Origin of the sequence: Mycoplasmoides alvi ATCC 29626 (assembly GCF_000701785.1) — a bacterium.
GTDB classification, from domain to species: Bacteria; Bacillota_I; Bacilli_A; order Mycoplasmatales; family Mycoplasmoidaceae; genus Mycoplasmoides; species Mycoplasmoides alvi.
The window spans coordinates 127,978-145,948 of sequence record NZ_KL370824.1 but is presented as its reverse complement, the minus strand read 5'-3'; the positions used below and the strand labels follow the sequence as shown (position 1 = coordinate 145,948).

Genomic DNA, 17,971 nt, shown 5'->3' with positions numbered 1-17,971 from the left:
TTTAATAAATAACCTTTAATAAATATAAACCTGATGAAGGTGCTTTAAAAATTGCACTTCCTTTCTTAGGATTTTTAAACAACTCAAGACAATCATCAAAAGTTATTTTACCACTAGCAAAACTTACCATACAACCAACAATCATTCTAACCATATGTCTTAGAAATCCAGAACCATTTATTTTTATTTGAATTAAATTTTTTTGTTTGGAAATTTTAATATCATTTATTTTTTTAATTGAATTTTTAGAATATTCAGTTGTAAATGACAAAAAATCATGTTCACCTTTAAACAATTTTGTAATATCTCTTAATTTTTTTAGTGATATATTTTCTAAAATTTGTCAAAAAAAATCATAACTTAAAGGGTCAACTACATTTACTAATTTTATTTTATAAAGATAAGTTTTGTTTTTAACATTAAATCGAGCATGAAATGGAGTATTTAAGATCTTACCCCCAAATACGTGTCACAAACCTTTATTGTAATTATTCAATTTAGAAAGAATTCCTTTAATTGATATATAACTTGGAGCATCAAAATGAAAGACCTGCTCAATGGCATGAACACCTGAATCAGTTCTACCAGAACCATACACTATTATTTTTTGTTTATACAAATCAAATAAAACATTTTGAAGGTCACCTTGAATTGTTTTATAATTTGTTTGAATTGCTCATCCATTAAATTTTGAACCATTGTAACTAATTTTAAAACAATACCTAGTTAAGTTATTTTTTGATTTAAGAATTGAAGACTTTGACATTGCTTCCTATTCCCTGAGTCATTCAAGCTGCTGAACCAAAAAATGCAAAAAAGACTAATTTAATTGTCACAAATATTCCAAAACCTAAAAAAATCATAATTAATAAATAAATTAATCAATCTTTAAAATGGATTTTAAAGATCCGGTAACGTGTTCTTGCATATCTAGAATTATAAGCACGAGCTTCCATTGCATTAGAAATTTCATTAGCATTTCTAAAAGCAATTGAAACCATTGGCACAATTAATGAAACTAAAGCATGCCCACGTTCAATAAAATTACCATTTTTAAAGTCAATTCCTCTAGATGCTTGTGCATTTAAAATTCTTTGTGATTCAAGCAATAAGGATGGTACAAACCTAATTGCAATACTAATTGTCATTGCTAAAGCACTAACAGGAAGTTTAAAAATTTTAAATGGTGATAACATTTGTTCAATCGCAAATGACAATTCAATTGATGTACTTGTTGAAGTTAAAATAATTGCCAAAATAATCATGATATGGATTTTCTGAGTAATAAATAAAGCCATAATTATCGCCCGAACAGAAAAAGAATATCCATTAAATTGCATTAACGGTTCAATGATATGCATATTATTATTTGTAACTAGATTTAAACCAACAATATTAGAACCAAAAAAATGACCAATTATTAATTTGTAATTATCACTAAGAGCTAATTGACCATTATGATCTATTACATTATCAAAACCTTTATTTTTTAGTAACAATAAAAAATCTTGATATGAATTAACTGGTTGATCAATACCATCTAATCGAACATGAAAATTAGGAAATTTTTGTGGATCGAAAAAAAAAGCAAAATTAGTTTGATCATAAATATTTGATAAAAATGTATCATTATAATAACCAATTTGTAGAAAATTATTTCTACTATATCCATTAAAAATTTCAATAAATCCTGGGTTACGGTAAGTAAATCAATTAATAAAAAGCAAAATAACAAACATAAAAATAACAGGCTTTAAGTTATTTAAATAAATTCGGTATGGTAATTTTGCAATAAAAAAAATAGCAGTTGCTAAAATAAAAATAAATGATTGAAAAATTAGTCCTAATGGTAATAAAATTAAAATAACAAAACAAATAAAAATTAAAATTTTTAAAACTGGGTTCATTTTATGAACAAATGAGTTTCTTAAAATATAACCATTAATAAAACTATTCATTATTTTCCTCATTAATTATTGAATTAATTGCAATAGCTAATTGTTTGACAGTCCTTGGTTCATATTTATAAAGTTTTAAAAATTTTGGATTTTTATTTACAAGATCCTTAATTACCTTAATAACTGGTGGAATAATAATTGTGGTGTTCTCTAGTAAATAATTATCAGTAAAAATTTCATATGGTGTTCCATGCTTAATAATTTGACCCTTTGACATAACAATAATTTCATCAGCAATTTCAAGAACTTTTTCCATTTGATGAGTAATAACAAAAACAGTTTTATTATTGGCTTTTTCTTCAAAAATAATTTTCATCATTTCATTCTCGCCTTGTGGATCTAATCCTGCTGTTGGTTCATCAAAAATAATTGCTTCAGATTCAATTGCCAAAATACCAGCAATTGCAACCCTTCTTTTTTGGCCGCCTGATAATTCAAATGGACTTTTTTCTAAATATGAATTGTCCAAACCCATTTTATTCAAATAAATTTCTGCTAACCTTTGACCTTCTTGTTTAGAAGCGCCTAAGGCAACTGGACCAAACATGATATCATGTTCAACTGTGTCTTTAAATAATTGATATTCAGGAAATTGAAAAACCATAGAAATAATTTTTCTTAATTTTTTAATGTTTTTAACTTTACGTTTATGGCCTCCTAAATAAAAATCACGAATTCAAATATCACCATACTTAGAAACTAATAAACCATTAAAATGTGAAACTAATGTAGACTTGCCGCTACCAGAATCTCCAATAATGCAATAAATTTTGTTTTCTTTAAAGGTATAACTAATATTACTTAAAGCAACAAAAGCATCTGATGTCTTTTCATTAAATATACAAGATAAATTATCAACTAATAAGAATTCATCACGCTGAAGCGGTGATGCTAGTTTTGTTTTTTTAAGCATGATGCAATCCCTTCAATTAGTTCATTATAATCTAATGTTGGTTCAATTTTATTATTAAATTCACTTAATTGCTGTGCCAATGACAATGTAAAAGGAATATCCAATTTAATTTTTCGTAAAAAAGACGTGTCAGCAAAAATTTCTTTTGGAGTTCCTTGTTTAATTAAATTGCCTTCATCCATAACAAAAACGCGATCACAATAAATAACTTCTTCCATATCATGAGTTATAGAAATAATTGATTTACCACGATTTTTTAAAGAAATCATAAATTGTTTTATGTCCATTTTACCCTTAGGATCAAGCATTGATGTAGATTCATCAAAAATAATAACATTAGGATTAATTGCTAAAATTCCAGCAATTGCTACACGTTGCTTCTGACCTCCAGATAATTTATGGGGTTCGTATTTAAGAATATTTTCAATTTGAACTTGCTTTGCGACATCATTTACAATCTTAATCATTTCTTCCCGAGGAATCTTACGATTTTCTAATCCAAATGCAATGTCATCCTCTGCAGTTATTCCAATAAATTGATTATCAGGATTTTGGAAAATAATACCAATGTTATCACGTAAAAATTTAACACTATTTTTATCAACTAAATGATCATACAAGTAAATATTACCTAATTGAGGTCTCAAAATCCCAGATAACAACTTAGAAATTGTTGATTTACCAGAACCATTATGTCCAATGATGCAAACATATTCATTTTGTTTAATTTCAAAAGTAACATTTTTAACAACAAAATCTTCACTATAAGCAAAACTTACATTTTGAAATCTAATTACTGCATTAGATGATGAATTTGTTTCCATTTTGTTTTACTCTATGTTATTTTGAAATATATGTTTAATATTTAATTATTACATTTAATGGCAATTTATTATTCAATAATTTTCGACCTTTTAAACTTTCTAGTTCAATTAAAAAACTATAACCAGCCAGCTTTCCACCAGATCTCTTAATTAAACGAGAAATAGCTTTAACAGTTCCTGCTGTAGCTAATAAATCATCAACAAGTAATAATTTTTGATTAGGTAATATAGCATCTTTGTGAATTTCTAGAGCAGCATTGTCATTATATTCTAATGAATAATTTTCACGTAGTGTTTTCCTTGGTAATTTATTTGGTTTACGAACAACAATAAATGGTAATTTAGTCGCATATGCTAAAGCAGAACCAAAAATAAAACCACGAGATTCAGGAGCTATAATTGCATCAACATCAAGTTGTTTTGCAAATCTTTTCATTTGATCAATAATTTTTGAAAATAATTCAGCATCATTAATTAATGGAGTAATATCATAAAACAACATATCTTTAATTGGAAAATTAGCAATTTTAAAGATTTTAGCATCAATTTTTTGTTTCATTTTTTCAGTCATAGAAATTAATATTGTCTTCCTATTCGATTGTCATTAATTCCAGGAATAATTTGTTCATCAAAACGGTCATAATCAGTTCTTTCATAACGAACTTCTAATTTTTTCTTTGTTTTATTCATAAGTGATTGGCGCGCAAGCATCATTAAACCTAAAAGTTGACTAAATAATATTTGGACTGCAATAGTCGAAAAGAAAATTGAAATAGCTAAAATTGCTAATAAAACAAACATAAAGCCATTCAAGGAGTCACTAGTAAGCATTCCATCACCACCTAAATTAAATAATGACAGAATTAACATCCCAATTAAAGGTAGTGCCATATAGCAAGTAAACATTTCTTTAGATGTAAAAATATTATTATTAGTTAACTTTATTAATGATTCTTTTTTGTAAATGACATAACTATATCAATAATTATAGTTTCAAGAAATCGAAAAAATAATTCCTACCTGACTAAATACTCAAGCAATTAACAAAACAAAAATACTTTCAAATTGCACATTTAAAGCAATTACGCTATTAAAAATTAATAATGTTGAAATTAAAATAAAGAAAATAACTATACTTGTTACCAAATATGGAAGAACAACAATTCAACGATACCTAACAATAAGATAAAGTGCAGTTATTCCCATTGCACCTAAAATTGAAATGAACATCAATAAACCAGAACGTTGAACACTAGCATCCAAAGGTAAAACAATACCAAGACCGAACAATATTAAGGTAATAACTCCCAAAACAACAACACTTGCTCAAATTAACAAGCATCATAAAGTTCTATTGTTGAAAAAAACATTTTTGAAACTTTGCTTAAATAAATTTTGCAATTCATCATCAACATTCATTAAAGATGAAGTTAAAATTTCTTTATTGCGAATTTCAGTTAAATTTAATTGTCCAGTAATTTGATTTAATCATTTTGCATCTTTTTTAAACACAAATAAATTTGGATTTGATCAATTATTCATTGACATAAATAATTTAATATAAATTGTTGAAGATCCATAAACAACAAAGAAAGATATAAATGTACCAACAACTAATAAAACACCAAAAGCACTTTCTTGGTATTTACCAACATACATTAAAAATAAACCTAAAATTAATAACACTAAATGAACATCAACAATTTTCATAAAAGTGTTTTTATAAGCTAACCTACTAGCCTCAATAATTGAGGTACTATTCCGGACATTTCGCCTAAATGTTTCAAAAATTAAAAGTAAACAGCCAATACCTATTGAAATGAGTCCTATCAAACCAATGAAGGTAAATAAATCTATAATTCCACCAAATTCATTGTAAAGTAATAAACTTAAAACTGCTCCAAGTAAAATTGGTAAAAAACTAAACAACCCTGGAATGCGATATAAAACACTAATAATAATTCCAATTAAAAGAACAAAAACTCCTAAAGCAATTATTGAAGCTGCAAATGCATCAATTTCAACAAAAGTTGATTGTAAAATTGGTAAATTATCGCTTGAATTAGCACTAATAATTTGAACATTATTGTTAAAATTACCTGAGTTGATTAAATTAGCAAAACGACTAGCAGTAGCAAAATCTAAATTTGCATAAGATCCAGTATCATTTAAAGTTTGGGTTAAAACAAACTTAGTATTTCCTCCATGACTAAAAGTTTGATTTTTAGGAAAAAGACTACTCAAAGTGGAATTTTGAGTGCTATCTTTAGCATTTGTTGTTCTAGCCTCATATAAAATGTATGGACTAAACAAAGAAGAATAATCATTTGGTGAACCACGACCAGTACGAGTTTCAAGTGGTGTAGAAATTTCTGAAGTTGATGAAGAATCGTCAGCAGCTGCTGATTTAAAAGCACTAGGGGCAGCATAAATATAGTAAAGGTTATCTAGTGTAATTTCGTTAGCACTTGAAAAAGAACGTTTTAATGATGTATTTTTAGTTGTATCAGTAGAACCATCATAAGGATCTCTGCGGTGTAAAAATTTTCAAAGATTTAGCTCTGGGGTACTAAAACTAATGAATTCTAAACTAGATTCAGTAACATTAAAAATATGACGAACATATGCCAAAGCAGCATCTTTGTCACTTCATAATATTAAATTACGATTACCTTCAACTGTTGTTCCATTGGCACCAGGATTAAAAAGACCTGTTGCAGTTCCTTCAACACTAGCTTGTCCATTCCCTACAAAATAATCACTAGAACCATGCCCATTATCATTAAGAAACTTGTTAATGTATGTCAAAGCACCATCATCAGTTACATTTAGATTACTTCCAGGAATGTTTAATTCTAATGTTAATGAACTATCAGTAGAACTTACAGAAGGTCTTGTTGCAGTTGCTGAACCCTGAATAAACTTAGCAGCTTGATTAACTGTTGATTCTGATTGACCAGTTAATGCAGAATCGAAAACAGAAATACCATCAGTTGTTTCAAATGATAACTTGAAACTTCTTGCAATATCAAAAGTTGTTTCTCTAATTACTTGTTGAGTATAATTTAATTCTTCACGCTTTTCAGGATTAAGTTTATTAACAGTAACTGTAATTGAAGGTAATGAATTATTAACCAATCATGAAGGATTCATTAAACTACTATCAATATTTTTCGCATTTGTATCAGCAACATTTGAACTAATAACAACTTGACTAAATCCTTGAGCATATAAACGATTTGCATAGACATCTGATATACCTTGAAGCATATTTGGGATATCTTGAATTAGTTGTGTATCTGCACTAACACGAGGTTTAGTAAAATCTAAAGTAGATTGTGATGAAGTGTTAGTAGATTCATAAGGAGAGAAGTAAACAGTTGTAGAAATCGTTCCTTCATAAGAAGGACCACGGTTAACTTTATCAGCAATCCTTAAAGACCCAAAAACAATACCAATGATACTTAAAATCATTAGTACAAAAATTATTGTACTTTTAAGTATCAAATCAAATGACAATCTTTTTTTTGACATTTTAAACTATTACCACATGTCAGTTATCATAAAATATCTTATATGAAAAATCACTACATATAAATATCAACCTATGATTATACCAAAATTAGCATATTTATGACTAAATCAATTAATACTATTTATATCTTTTAATGCTATCTGCATTTTAGAGTATTTATACCTTAACTTGATTTGTAAATGCAGATAAAAAAATACTTAATCATGATGTAATGAAATTAATAGACTAAATTTTAAATTTAATGAAGCTAACGTAAAACTGGTTTTAATAAAAGTTTAGTATCAAGGTAATTAAAAATTTTATTTTTTGTTATAATTATTATTCCAAGTTTAAAAAACTTGTGGTTGATGTTTAAATTGTTTTTATGTTAGATAAAAGAGGATGTAAAAATGAAAAATAAGAAGTTAAAGTTATCGTTCTTACTACCTGCTTTATCAATTGTCATTTGCTCAATTGGTGCTATTGCAGTTTCTTGTAATAATGTACAAAAAAATGATGAAAATAGTAGCAGTAATGATAATAGTTTAAATGATGCAAATGTAAATAATAACACAAACAATAATACTAACAACAACAACAACAACAACAACAATAATAATAATAATAATAGCAACAACAGTAATAGTAATGATAGTAGCTTAAATGATACAAATGTAAATAATAGTACAAACAATAGTAATAGCAGTAATAGTAGCAGTAATAATAATAGTGGTAGTAGTAGTAGTGGTAATAGTAGCAGTCTAGACAATGGAAACATTGATAGTAGCAATAATAGCAATAATTATTACCCAAATATTTCTATTAATGATAAAGTAAGAATTACATTAAATGATAATTCATATGTTTATGGTATTGTAGAAAACATCAATGGATCTATTTTGCAAGTAAACAATACAAATTACCCTAAAAATCGCATAAAAATAGTCGAACCAATTTCATTAAAAGAGGGTGATCAAGTTCGAATAACATATAAACATTATTTTAAAATAGGAATGATTAAATCAATTGATAGATTAGGAATATCCTTAACATTTAATAATCAAATAAGAACATATGAATGAAAAAAAATAGACAGTATTATTTACCAACCAATTAAATTTAATTTTAAAGAAAATGATATTGTTGAAATTCCCAATTTAGGAATATATGGACCAATATCATGCATTTCTCCTGATGGTTTTTTTATTAATAAAAATGCTCCTGCAGCAAAATATATTGTTCAATATAATTGAGATAATATGCCAACAAGTATAAAACAATTTTCATTCAAAATTGGTGATACTATATCAATTAACTTATATGATAAGAATTATATTGGTAAAATATCAGATATAAGTATTGATCAATTAGTAGTTGTAAAAGATCCTAGAGAAACAATGAGTATTAACAAAGAATGTCCTTGATACATTATAAAATCAATCACAAAAAAATCATAATATAAATTATGAAGTACTATTTTGCATTGTAATTTAATACAATACTTTGAATAGTTTTAAAATGATTTATTAATCTAATTGGATTTTTTAAAAGTTAATTAATCAAATAAATATTTGAATAAAAATATTGAGCAATTAGTGGTTTTTAATTCCTAATTAAAATCATAAAACTTGTTTACACTCAAATTTAAATTGAATAAACTAACATAAATTTTCTAAAAATAGTTAAAATTCATATTTCAGAACTAATAAATTGATTCAAATAATTTATTTACAATTGATCAATTTATTAACTAGATATCTACACTGATTTTGAGTTGATTATTATTTTTAAAATTGAAAATAATTTTTGAAAATTTGAATATAATATAAATTCAATAGTTCTATAGTATTCTAATTAAAGTTCTTAAAAAGTGTTATACCAAAAAAATTATTAGAACTAGTTAAATTTAGTTTAATTCAATTAAAAATTAAAATTTTATTGTTTTTAGTATTTTTGCAAAATAATACCCATCTTTGATAATTTTACCTATCATTAGTTTTGATGTAAATTGTTTTTTAATAAAATTTAAAAATATTAATTTTATTGATTTAACTAATTATAGATGCTTCATATTATTTAAAAAGTAAGTTTTTACTCTCTTGAAATTAATCCATTAGGAAAAAGTCTAGTTTTAAAATTAGAATCCTTACCATATAACTTTACTAAACCATCATAATATGAGCCTTTTTGTTTAGGATAGCCTCCACGAATTAAATCATATTGTGGTAAATTATAATTGCCATAATAACCTTTATAATCATAACCTTTGCAATAAAATGCTTGTGCACTACCTGTAGCGGCATTATTGTCACTACTAAAATGAATTCCTAAAGCATATCCATTTTCATCAACTACAAGAGCACCAGAAGAACCAGGTGCCATATTTCCATTATCAATTGCATAAATAAGTCCATAAGTTGAATAAGGAGTTTTTTTAATTGAACTTTCATTGGGCAAATATTCAATTGAATTATCAACCCATTCATATTGATATCCAAAAAATGGCATTGCTATATGCCCATCGTATGTGCCTTCACTATTTATTCAAGTATTGTAATTTATTGAACGACTAAAACCATTAGGTTCATCTTTAATGCCTGAATTATAACTTTGCTTGTTTAAATTAATAGAAACACTCCTAGTAGCAGTATATCCTCCTTGAACTTGAGGATATCCTAATTCATAAACTCTATTAGTTCTTAAAGATGGGTTATTTAATAAATCATCTCTATGGTATTTAAATTTTTTATTTTCGGGTCAATTATAATAATCATTTGTTGCAATTCTTGCTTGTTGTTCATTCTCAAATGTTAATTCAAAAACACCAAAATCAGCATATTCTTCTCTATCTGAATATGAATTAGTTGAATCATCTTTAGGAGATGTTGTTAAAAAATCATTTCCTGTAAAAATTGTTTTAAGAGGTGTTTTGTTTAAATAATAACCTTCTTCAATTCCATGTTCACCTCATTTATCATTATTACAAAAACTAATTTGAGTTTCTGCTCAATATTCAGAATTATTGCTACTACCACTATCAACAACTACTCCAACTTTAGGATTAATTAAACGTCATAATGAAATTGAACTAGTATTTAATGTTCTATAAGTATTAGAAACTGGGTTATACTGGCCAAATTTTTCTGGGTATAATCTATCATCTGCAACTTTTAAATCATCTAAAACGTGGGCATTTGTTCCAAAATATCATGTCAAAGGGTATGATTCATCGTCAGTGAGTTTATAATCTAAAATTCAACATGTTCCAATCATTTCTGAACCATTATGAAACCCAACACTAAATACTTGTTTAGCTAATTGAACATGTTTTTCAGTTGAAATAAATCCATCTTGTGAAAACTGATTTGGTCCACTTTGAACTCCTGGTGAAGGATAATTATGCACTGGTTCACCATCAGATTTTAAAGTAGCATATTTTCCTGTTGAGTCATAATGTGGATAATTAAAAAAAATTGGTTTATTACTTGGATTAGTACTTAAATTGTTAGAACTACCAATTATGTGACCAATAGGGTATTGATTTGCTTGTGCTGCTGTAGCATTATTTTTAACTCATCAACCTTTAGGAATATTACTTGAATCTATATTGGGTTGTTCAGGTTTTAAATTAGTATTATCATTTGAATTATTATCACCATCAACATCATTGTTGTTAGGTGGAACATCTACATTCTCATTACTACAAGAAACCAAAATAATTACAATAGAGAGAGAGAGAGAGAGGACCTATAAAAAGTAAAAATAATGATAGAACTAATTTTTTAATTCTTTTTTTATTAATTATGTTTTTGACATCTATCATAATATTTATAAGTTTTAAATTACTTTAATAACTAATATTAATTATTTTTATTACCTTTAATTTTAGCAAAATAAACATGACCTTAAAATTCTTAATTATTGTTTTAGTTATCGTTATAGGATCAAAAAATTTATTTGAATTCATTTAACCAAATGTCACATAAAAATAAAATTACTATGATTTTAAAAGAAAAGAACCATAAAACAATATCAAATTTATAACATTTCTTATTTTTTCAATTGACCAAAAAATAATTAATGTTTGTCAACTTATTGCTAATAATTAAATTTAGCAACAAATTATTAAAATTTAGAAAAAAATTTAATCAAAATTCTCATTTATAAATAGTAAAAATCTTATAGAAAATATTCAATTTTTATTGATTTAGTAAATTCATTTAAAATATTAAAATAAAAAATAATTTAGATTTTTTTACTTGCGAAAGATCATGAAGCATTATGACTAATAAAAACATGCAAATATTTTTTTAAAAATTATTGTTAAATAATAAAATTTTAATTAGATGTAAATAGTTTTATGAAAGTGGAATTAATAAAATCTAGTTTTAAGCCAAAAATATTTTAGTGAATTTAAATGTATTAAATTTTTTCTTAATAAATGATATTCTTAAAATTTAATTTAATATAGTGATTAAAATTAACCTTGATATTTATGGTAATAAAAGTTATAAAACAAAATTATATTTATTTACTGAAAGTAATTAAATAAAGTAAATTTTTATAACATTTTTAGAGTAATAAGAATAAGTTTTATTAAAAAGGTTATATTAATGAAAAAAAAGAAAATAATTGCTTGATCAAGTGTTTTAGCAACTTTGTTTGCCCCAGCTATTTTATTAGCATCTTGTAGTGAACAAAAAACTTCATCTTCATCAAATGATGGAAATTCTAATGATAAACCAAATACTCCTCCAACTGAAAACCAACCAGAGGATAATGGAAACATTCCAAACAATCCAAATGTACCACCGACAACTAATACACCAAATATTGAACCAGTTACCCCCAATTCAAAACATGATAATACTACAATTAATAATTTAGTTGATAGTAAACATTTGGGTTTAAATGATTTAACTATTTTTGATGCTTATTCGAACTTAAATTCAAAAAATCTTAACGAATATGTTTTTAATAATTTAAAGTTTTTTATTAGTGGTGATGTAAGTTTATTAAAAAGTGCTAATGATATTAGTGTAAAAATAGATGATAATTCCAATCAAATTGCTACTCCATATATTAATTTAGAAATAACAATTTTGCCTAATCGTTGATATAACAATAACCAAGTCCAAATAACTTCTTTAGTTAAGTTAGTTAAAATAGTTAATTTTAAAGAAACTCCTAAGTCATTGGAATCAAATGGTGGTCAATTAATAGGTAGTAATTTAAATGCAACAGCATATAAAAATATTATTGATTTATTTGGTTTAAATGATGATACAGCAATTAGTTCATTGACTGATCAATGATTTAATAATATCTTACAAAAGTTAAATGAATTTAGTGGATTAAAAATTAAAATCCTTGATGGTTCAAGCACATTAGATGGAAAATTAAAACTTCAATTAAATGGTACTTATAAAGATCAAGAAATTAATAATCAAGTTATTGAAATTACTGGGTTTAAAACATGTAAATCAAGGCAAAATTTTTATGTTTCTCAAATTGAATTAAATAAAAATGAATGATTTCAAAATAATTTACCAATTGACACATTTAATGTTAAGAGTGAAATTGATAAAATTACTTCTGAAGATTGGTTATCAAAATATTTATTAAACTTTTCAGTTTATGATGGTGATACAAATATTTTGATTGGAAAAATGCAAGATCTTATAAATTTTGGTCTTATTTTTAATGTATCTGGGAAAGTAAAAGATAATAAAATTGAATTTACTATAGGTGCAACTTACCAAAACAAGGTTTATGATTCTTCAACTAATTTATGAAAAAACATAGATGGAGTTATTGAATGGACTCAAACAACTCAGCATGGTAAATCTGCTAGTATTCCTAATGCAAATGATGCTAAAAAATACTTAATTGATCAAACTGCAATTAATAAAGAAGAGCTCGCAAAACACTATCCATCTTATTACTATGGTTTAGGATTATGGTGTAAAATTAATTCTTTTAAATATTTTTTTCAAAATAATTTAATTAAAAATGATAATGTCAATAATATTAAAAACAAATATTTTAATAATCAAGAAAACTTTACAATTAACATTGATCCTGAATCAATTTATGCTGATGATTTTAGAAATGATTTAAGTTTTGATGTTGTTTTATACATTGGTGATCAAAAGGATATTGTTAGTAAAAAATTTAGTTTTCTTAATGCTACAAAGAACATTAACACTTTAGATCTTTTAAATAAGACAAACAATATATCTATAAATGAACATGCTACTGGTGATACAATCTTTCCTAGAATAAAAAAAGAATTGACCAAAAATAAGGATAAATTAGATAAATTATTTAATGAAACTAGTGGCAATGCAGTTAAAATATCAGCAAAAAAGAATGATATTATTCCAAGTTCTATTAGTGATGGAATAAATTTTAATTTAAGTAATTCAATTGATTCAATTGATTCAATGGATCAATTAGTAAAAAATGTTTCAAATAAATTTGAACAAATAAAGAAATCTTTTGTTGATGTAAGAGTTTTTAATTTACCAATTAACTTATCAACTCAAAATGAATCATCATATACCAATGATAATACCTTAAATTTATACACTCAACTATTTTGGGTAGATAAAGATACTTCATTTATCATTGATTCAATAACATTTGATTTTGCAGATAATATTGAATTGACAATTAGTAATATTCATGATAATTTACTATCAATTCAATTTGCTGGAAAAACTAATATTGCATTTCATAATGCTAGTAATATTATTTCACTTGATACAAATTACTCATTTAATCTAAGGAAAGCATAGGTAAGTATATTCTTGAATAATTTTGTCTACTTAATTAAATTTATTTAGTTGTTTGTAATTTTTTCTTTAGTTTTAATTAGTATGTTATTGATGCATTTGATTGATAAGTAATTCTTAAAAACTATATTTAATTTACTTATTAGATTGTTTATAACTTCTCTAAAGAATAGTTTTTTATAAAATATATGTTATGTTCTAAATTAAAATTTATGAATACAAAAGTTTGTTATATTTTTTAGTTTTTTTATTTAAAGTTGCTAAATTCTAAAAAATAATTCTTTTATATTTATAATGAATAATCATTAGCTTGTTTTTATATTGGAGCTTTTAACATGACCAAAGTTTTAGTAATTAAATCATCAATGATTGCTGAAGAAAAATCATTTTCTATTCATTTATTAAATAAATTTTTAGAGTATTACAAATTAAAAAATCCTAATGATGAAATTATTGAATTAAATTTAAATCATTTGCCAATTTCCAGTAAAACATTAACAACAAATAATTTTGACTCTTTTTTTAATGAAGAGGATAGTGATAAATATATTTCTCAATTAAAAGAAGTTGACAAAGTTATTATTGCTTCACCAATGACAAATTTTAATTATCCTGCATCATTAAAAAACTATTTGGATCATATTTTAGTTGCTAATAAAACTTTTTCATATAAATATTCAAAAAAAGGCGAAGCAAAAGGTTTATTACCTCATTTAAAAGTTCAACTATTAACAACCCAGGGAGCGCCATTTGGTTGATATCCATGGGGCAATCATACAGAAATGTTACGTGGCACTTGAGAATTTGTTGGAGCTCATGTTGTTGAGCCTCTTTTGATTGCAGGCACAAAAGTTGATTATGCACAAAAATTACCAATAGATGCAATTAATGATTATGATGACAAAATCAAAAAAGCAGCTGAAATGTTTTAAATTATCATAATATTTACAACATATAACAAAAGTTATAACACTTTTATTAATTTATTTGTAGTTAAATTAAATTCTTAAAATTTTTTATTTTATTTGTTGTTAAATGTACAAACTAAACCTATAAATGATCTTTAAGTTTGCATATTGAATCAAACAAAGAATCAAAGATCAAAAGTACTTATTATATAAATAAAAATTCTGTTAATTATATCTATTATTTAAAAATTTCATAATAAAGATTAATATTTAATCTATTATCTTTTCTTACTTAACTATTCTTTTTATTTTTTCTTTTTTTGTTTAAATACAAACCAATTCCTAAACTAGAAATTACTACTATACTAGATATCACAGTAGCCAAAATAATCACAAGATTTTGGTTATTATTTGCATTTGTACTTGAATTAGATGAAGTTGGAGATTCTGGTTTGATTGAAATTATGTCATCACTTGGTTTATTTCCATTAACTTCAACATCTGGTAATGTTGGAATACTTGTTGATGAAATTACATATTTAAATGGTTTACTTTCTACTGGTAAATAATTACTTGTTCCATTAACATAAGCTTTAACCCAGTAAGTACCTTGAGTTGTAGGTTGTTTGTTTAATTGTTGAGTGCATTGTTCATTACTAAAATACTTATAGTAAACCTTACCATTGGTTGTAGTTACATTATATTTGTCTGTTGATTGATCAAATTCAACTTTAATTGAATTAGGTGCTTTTTTAATTTGAAAATTAACTACTTGTTCATTCACATAATTGCCAATTCCAGTTACAACAACTTCTGCAGTTCCAGCATTAATATTATTTCTATATGAAATTGTGTAGTCAACATCTTTGATAAGTGGTGTTCCACCATAATTTACCATAACAACTGGCACCTTTGCTTTACCATCATATGTAAAATCACTAGATGAATCAACAGTTACTTTTGCCATTTCTATATTTTTAATTGTTTCAGTGGAATTAGTTTTAGTTAAAATAACATCAAACATATCATTACGGTAACATTTTACATCACTGCCAACATACTTAATATAGTTCCCAGTATTTTCACCTAAAGAAATATTTTTATCAGGGAATGCTCATTCTCAATTTGAAGGTAGCGGAACACTTTTATATGTTGAATAAGTAGCATCAATAGTCATTAAAACTTTTGGATTAGCATTTCCATTTTCTTGAGTTTTAAAGTTTTTTAAATCTGGTCTCAAACCAATTTTAATTGGATAACCAATTTCTTGATGACCACTATATTTACCTAAACCTTCAACAGTAATTTTTCCATAACCTATAACTTCATCATTACTGTCATTATTAATTACATCATTAAAAGTTTGATCATATGAAACTGAATAATCAACATCTTTAACTAAAATTTCATCATTAAATTTAACTATAACTTCAGGTTTGTTTATTTGACCATATCGATAAATAGTATTACTATAATATTGATTAAGTTCTAATTCTAAATTTGAGTATTTTAAATTAGATTCAAGATTTTGATTATCAAGTTGTTGAGTCGTAGTAATAGCTCTAATTTTTGCTACATAATCATTAACGTTATCATTTGAATTTTTTCAACTACCATCATAATAGTAGGTCATATCATTATATGAATTATGTTCAATAGAAAAAAGCAAATTACTATCACCATCACTTTTAACTATTTCAACAACAACACTAAAATACTCACCATTCATAACTTCAGTTTGTTTATTCAAATCAATTGTATAAAACCCAGGTTGTTCAAATGTTTGAGTTTGAGTTTCAACTAATTCTCCACTAGTTGGATTATTTATCTTATCTCAAGGATTTGTTTGATTAGCAGAAACATTTCTATAAAGACTTACCTTAACTTCAATATTTTTACCACCTGAAAGTCCAAAACCAACAGCTTTAACAAATTCCTTTGTATTATTTGTTGCTTTTTTTACAGGGAAAATTGCTGCTGCTTTCTTTTGTTGAAATTTTGAATCAACTATTGAAGAACCATCTCAAAAATAAGAATTTTGATAATCTTTTGTTTGTCCATAAGAAAAGGCTGTTGTTTCACGAATTGGTGAATCATATGATAAATAAAAGAAACCTTCCATTGGTTCATAATTTCCCCTACTATCTTTACAAATCCAACCACCATTTTTTGATGGCATTTTATTTTCAAATTTATCCTTAGAAATTGTATCATCTCAACCAACAATAGAGACTGCATGTGGACCTGTTTGTGATCCATTTGCATTGTAGTATTGTCGTCATTGTTGACCACCTGAATAATATGAAACAGTAACTGCTCCATATTCAACTATAGCTTTTTTAATAGCATTAATATCAGTTGGATCAATAAAAATGGCATTTTTTAAAAAAGCAACAGGCTCATAATTACTACCAATAGTAGTACTTTCACTAACTGGACCCATTCTATTCATTAACATAGATGAAGCAATATTCATGTATTCACCTTGGTGTAGTTGATTCCTAAAGGTGTCATATAGTGTAAGACCTAATTGATCATCATCTTTTGTTCTAATGTGAGTAACATAATCAATCATATCTTCATTGATATCTAAATTATTTTTATTATATTGATTACCATAAATGCCACTTCGCAAAATAGATGTTTCTGAGGCACCAGCAATAGCAAATGTTCAACAAGTATTCCAATATTGTTTTTTTGCATTAGTTACTATATCATAAGTACGACTATCAAATTTAGATAATTTAGCAATTTTATTAGGATCAGCATTTCTTAATTCTTGTAAAGTTTTTGGTGCTTCTGTTAATGTTGTAGTAGATGCATCATTTAAAACTAATGAATTATTTTGAACTGTAGAAGAAATTCCAAAAGGAATAATAAACAATCCACTAGAAAGTATTAGTCCACTAATTAATAATTTATTCTTAATAATCATGATCAAACCTAAGTCCTTCTCACAAATTTAAGTAGTAATTTTTTTACTAATAAAAAGAAAAAATTATTCGTAAAAATAATATTTTACTAAAAAAAAGGAAAAAAGAAAGGGCAAAAAATAAA

General features: G+C 25.3%; 11 protein-coding genes. 3 read left to right on the top strand and 8 right to left on the bottom strand.

Going from position 1 to position 17,971, the window contains the following annotated elements; translation table 4 throughout:
- Position 1: 1 nt before the first annotated feature.
- From truA to T383_RS0102755, 6 genes are read right to left on the bottom strand one after another with little or no spacing between them, the layout of a single operon-like run.
- Positions 2 to 766, bottom strand: a complete 765-nt coding sequence (truA, locus tag T383_RS0102780; RefSeq protein ID WP_052664041.1) for a tRNA pseudouridine(38-40) synthase TruA — start codon at positions 764 to 766, stop codon at positions 2 to 4.
- Positions 744 to 1,958: an energy-coupling factor transporter transmembrane component T family protein gene (locus T383_RS0102775; RefSeq protein WP_033160145.1), complete on the bottom strand. Its 1,215-nt coding sequence runs from the start codon at positions 1,956 to 1,958 to the stop codon at positions 744 to 746. The genes truA and T383_RS0102775 overlap by 23 nt, the downstream gene beginning before the upstream one ends.
- Entirely contained in the window at positions 1,951 to 2,871 is a 921-nt protein-coding gene (locus T383_RS0102770; RefSeq protein ID WP_033160144.1) for an ATP-binding cassette domain-containing protein, read from the bottom strand. Before T383_RS0102770 ends, T383_RS0102775 begins: the two co-directional genes overlap by 8 nt.
- Positions 2,850 to 3,695, bottom strand: coding sequence for an energy-coupling factor transporter ATPase (locus T383_RS0102765; RefSeq protein WP_033160143.1), 846 nt, complete (start codon positions 3,693 to 3,695; stop codon positions 2,850 to 2,852). The genes T383_RS0102770 and T383_RS0102765 overlap by 22 nt, the downstream gene beginning before the upstream one ends.
- A 34-nt stretch (positions 3,696 to 3,729) precedes the next feature.
- Entirely contained in the window at positions 3,730 to 4,254 is a 525-nt protein-coding gene (gene apt / locus T383_RS0102760; protein ID WP_033160171.1) for an adenine phosphoribosyltransferase, read from the bottom strand.
- 17 nt (positions 4,255 to 4,271) lie between these two features.
- On the bottom strand, positions 4,272 to 7,229 hold the full coding sequence (locus T383_RS0102755) for an MPN396 family protein (protein WP_033160142.1): 2,958 nt from the start codon (positions 7,227 to 7,229) through the stop codon (positions 4,272 to 4,274).
- Between the two features lie 390 nt (positions 7,230 to 7,619).
- Here T383_RS0102755 and T383_RS03905 point away from each other — a divergent pair, with 390 nt between their 5' ends.
- Positions 7,620 to 8,666, top strand: a complete 1,047-nt coding sequence (locus T383_RS03905) for a hypothetical protein (RefSeq protein WP_052664039.1) — start codon at positions 7,620 to 7,622, stop codon at positions 8,664 to 8,666.
- A 634-nt stretch (positions 8,667 to 9,300) separates the two neighbouring features.
- Here T383_RS03905 and T383_RS0102745 read toward each other — a convergent pair.
- Positions 9,301 to 10,923, bottom strand: a complete 1,623-nt coding sequence (locus tag T383_RS0102745) for an MIP family Ig-specific serine endopeptidase (protein ID WP_033160141.1) — start codon at positions 10,921 to 10,923, stop codon at positions 9,301 to 9,303.
- Positions 10,924 to 11,822: 899 nt separating this feature from the next.
- Between T383_RS0102745 and T383_RS0102740 the strand changes: the two genes are divergently transcribed.
- The gene (locus tag T383_RS0102740) at positions 11,823 to 14,009 is read left to right on the top strand and encodes a hypothetical protein (protein WP_033160140.1); all 2,187 of its coding nucleotides are present in this window, start codon (positions 11,823 to 11,825) and stop codon (positions 14,007 to 14,009) included.
- A gap of 332 nt (positions 14,010 to 14,341) precedes the next feature.
- Positions 14,342 to 14,938 carry an FMN-dependent NADH-azoreductase gene (locus T383_RS0102735; RefSeq protein ID WP_033160139.1) on the top strand — a complete coding sequence of 199 codons (597 nt, stop codon included), beginning with the start codon at positions 14,342 to 14,344 and terminating at the stop codon, positions 14,936 to 14,938.
- 268 nt (positions 14,939 to 15,206) lie between these two features.
- Here the strand turns inward: T383_RS0102735 and T383_RS0102730 are convergent, their stop codons facing one another.
- A complete protein-coding gene (locus T383_RS0102730; protein ID WP_033160138.1) occupies positions 15,207 to 17,849 on the bottom strand; it encodes a lectin like domain-containing protein in 2,643 nt (880 codons plus the stop codon).
- Positions 17,850 to 17,971: the final 122 nt, after the last annotated feature.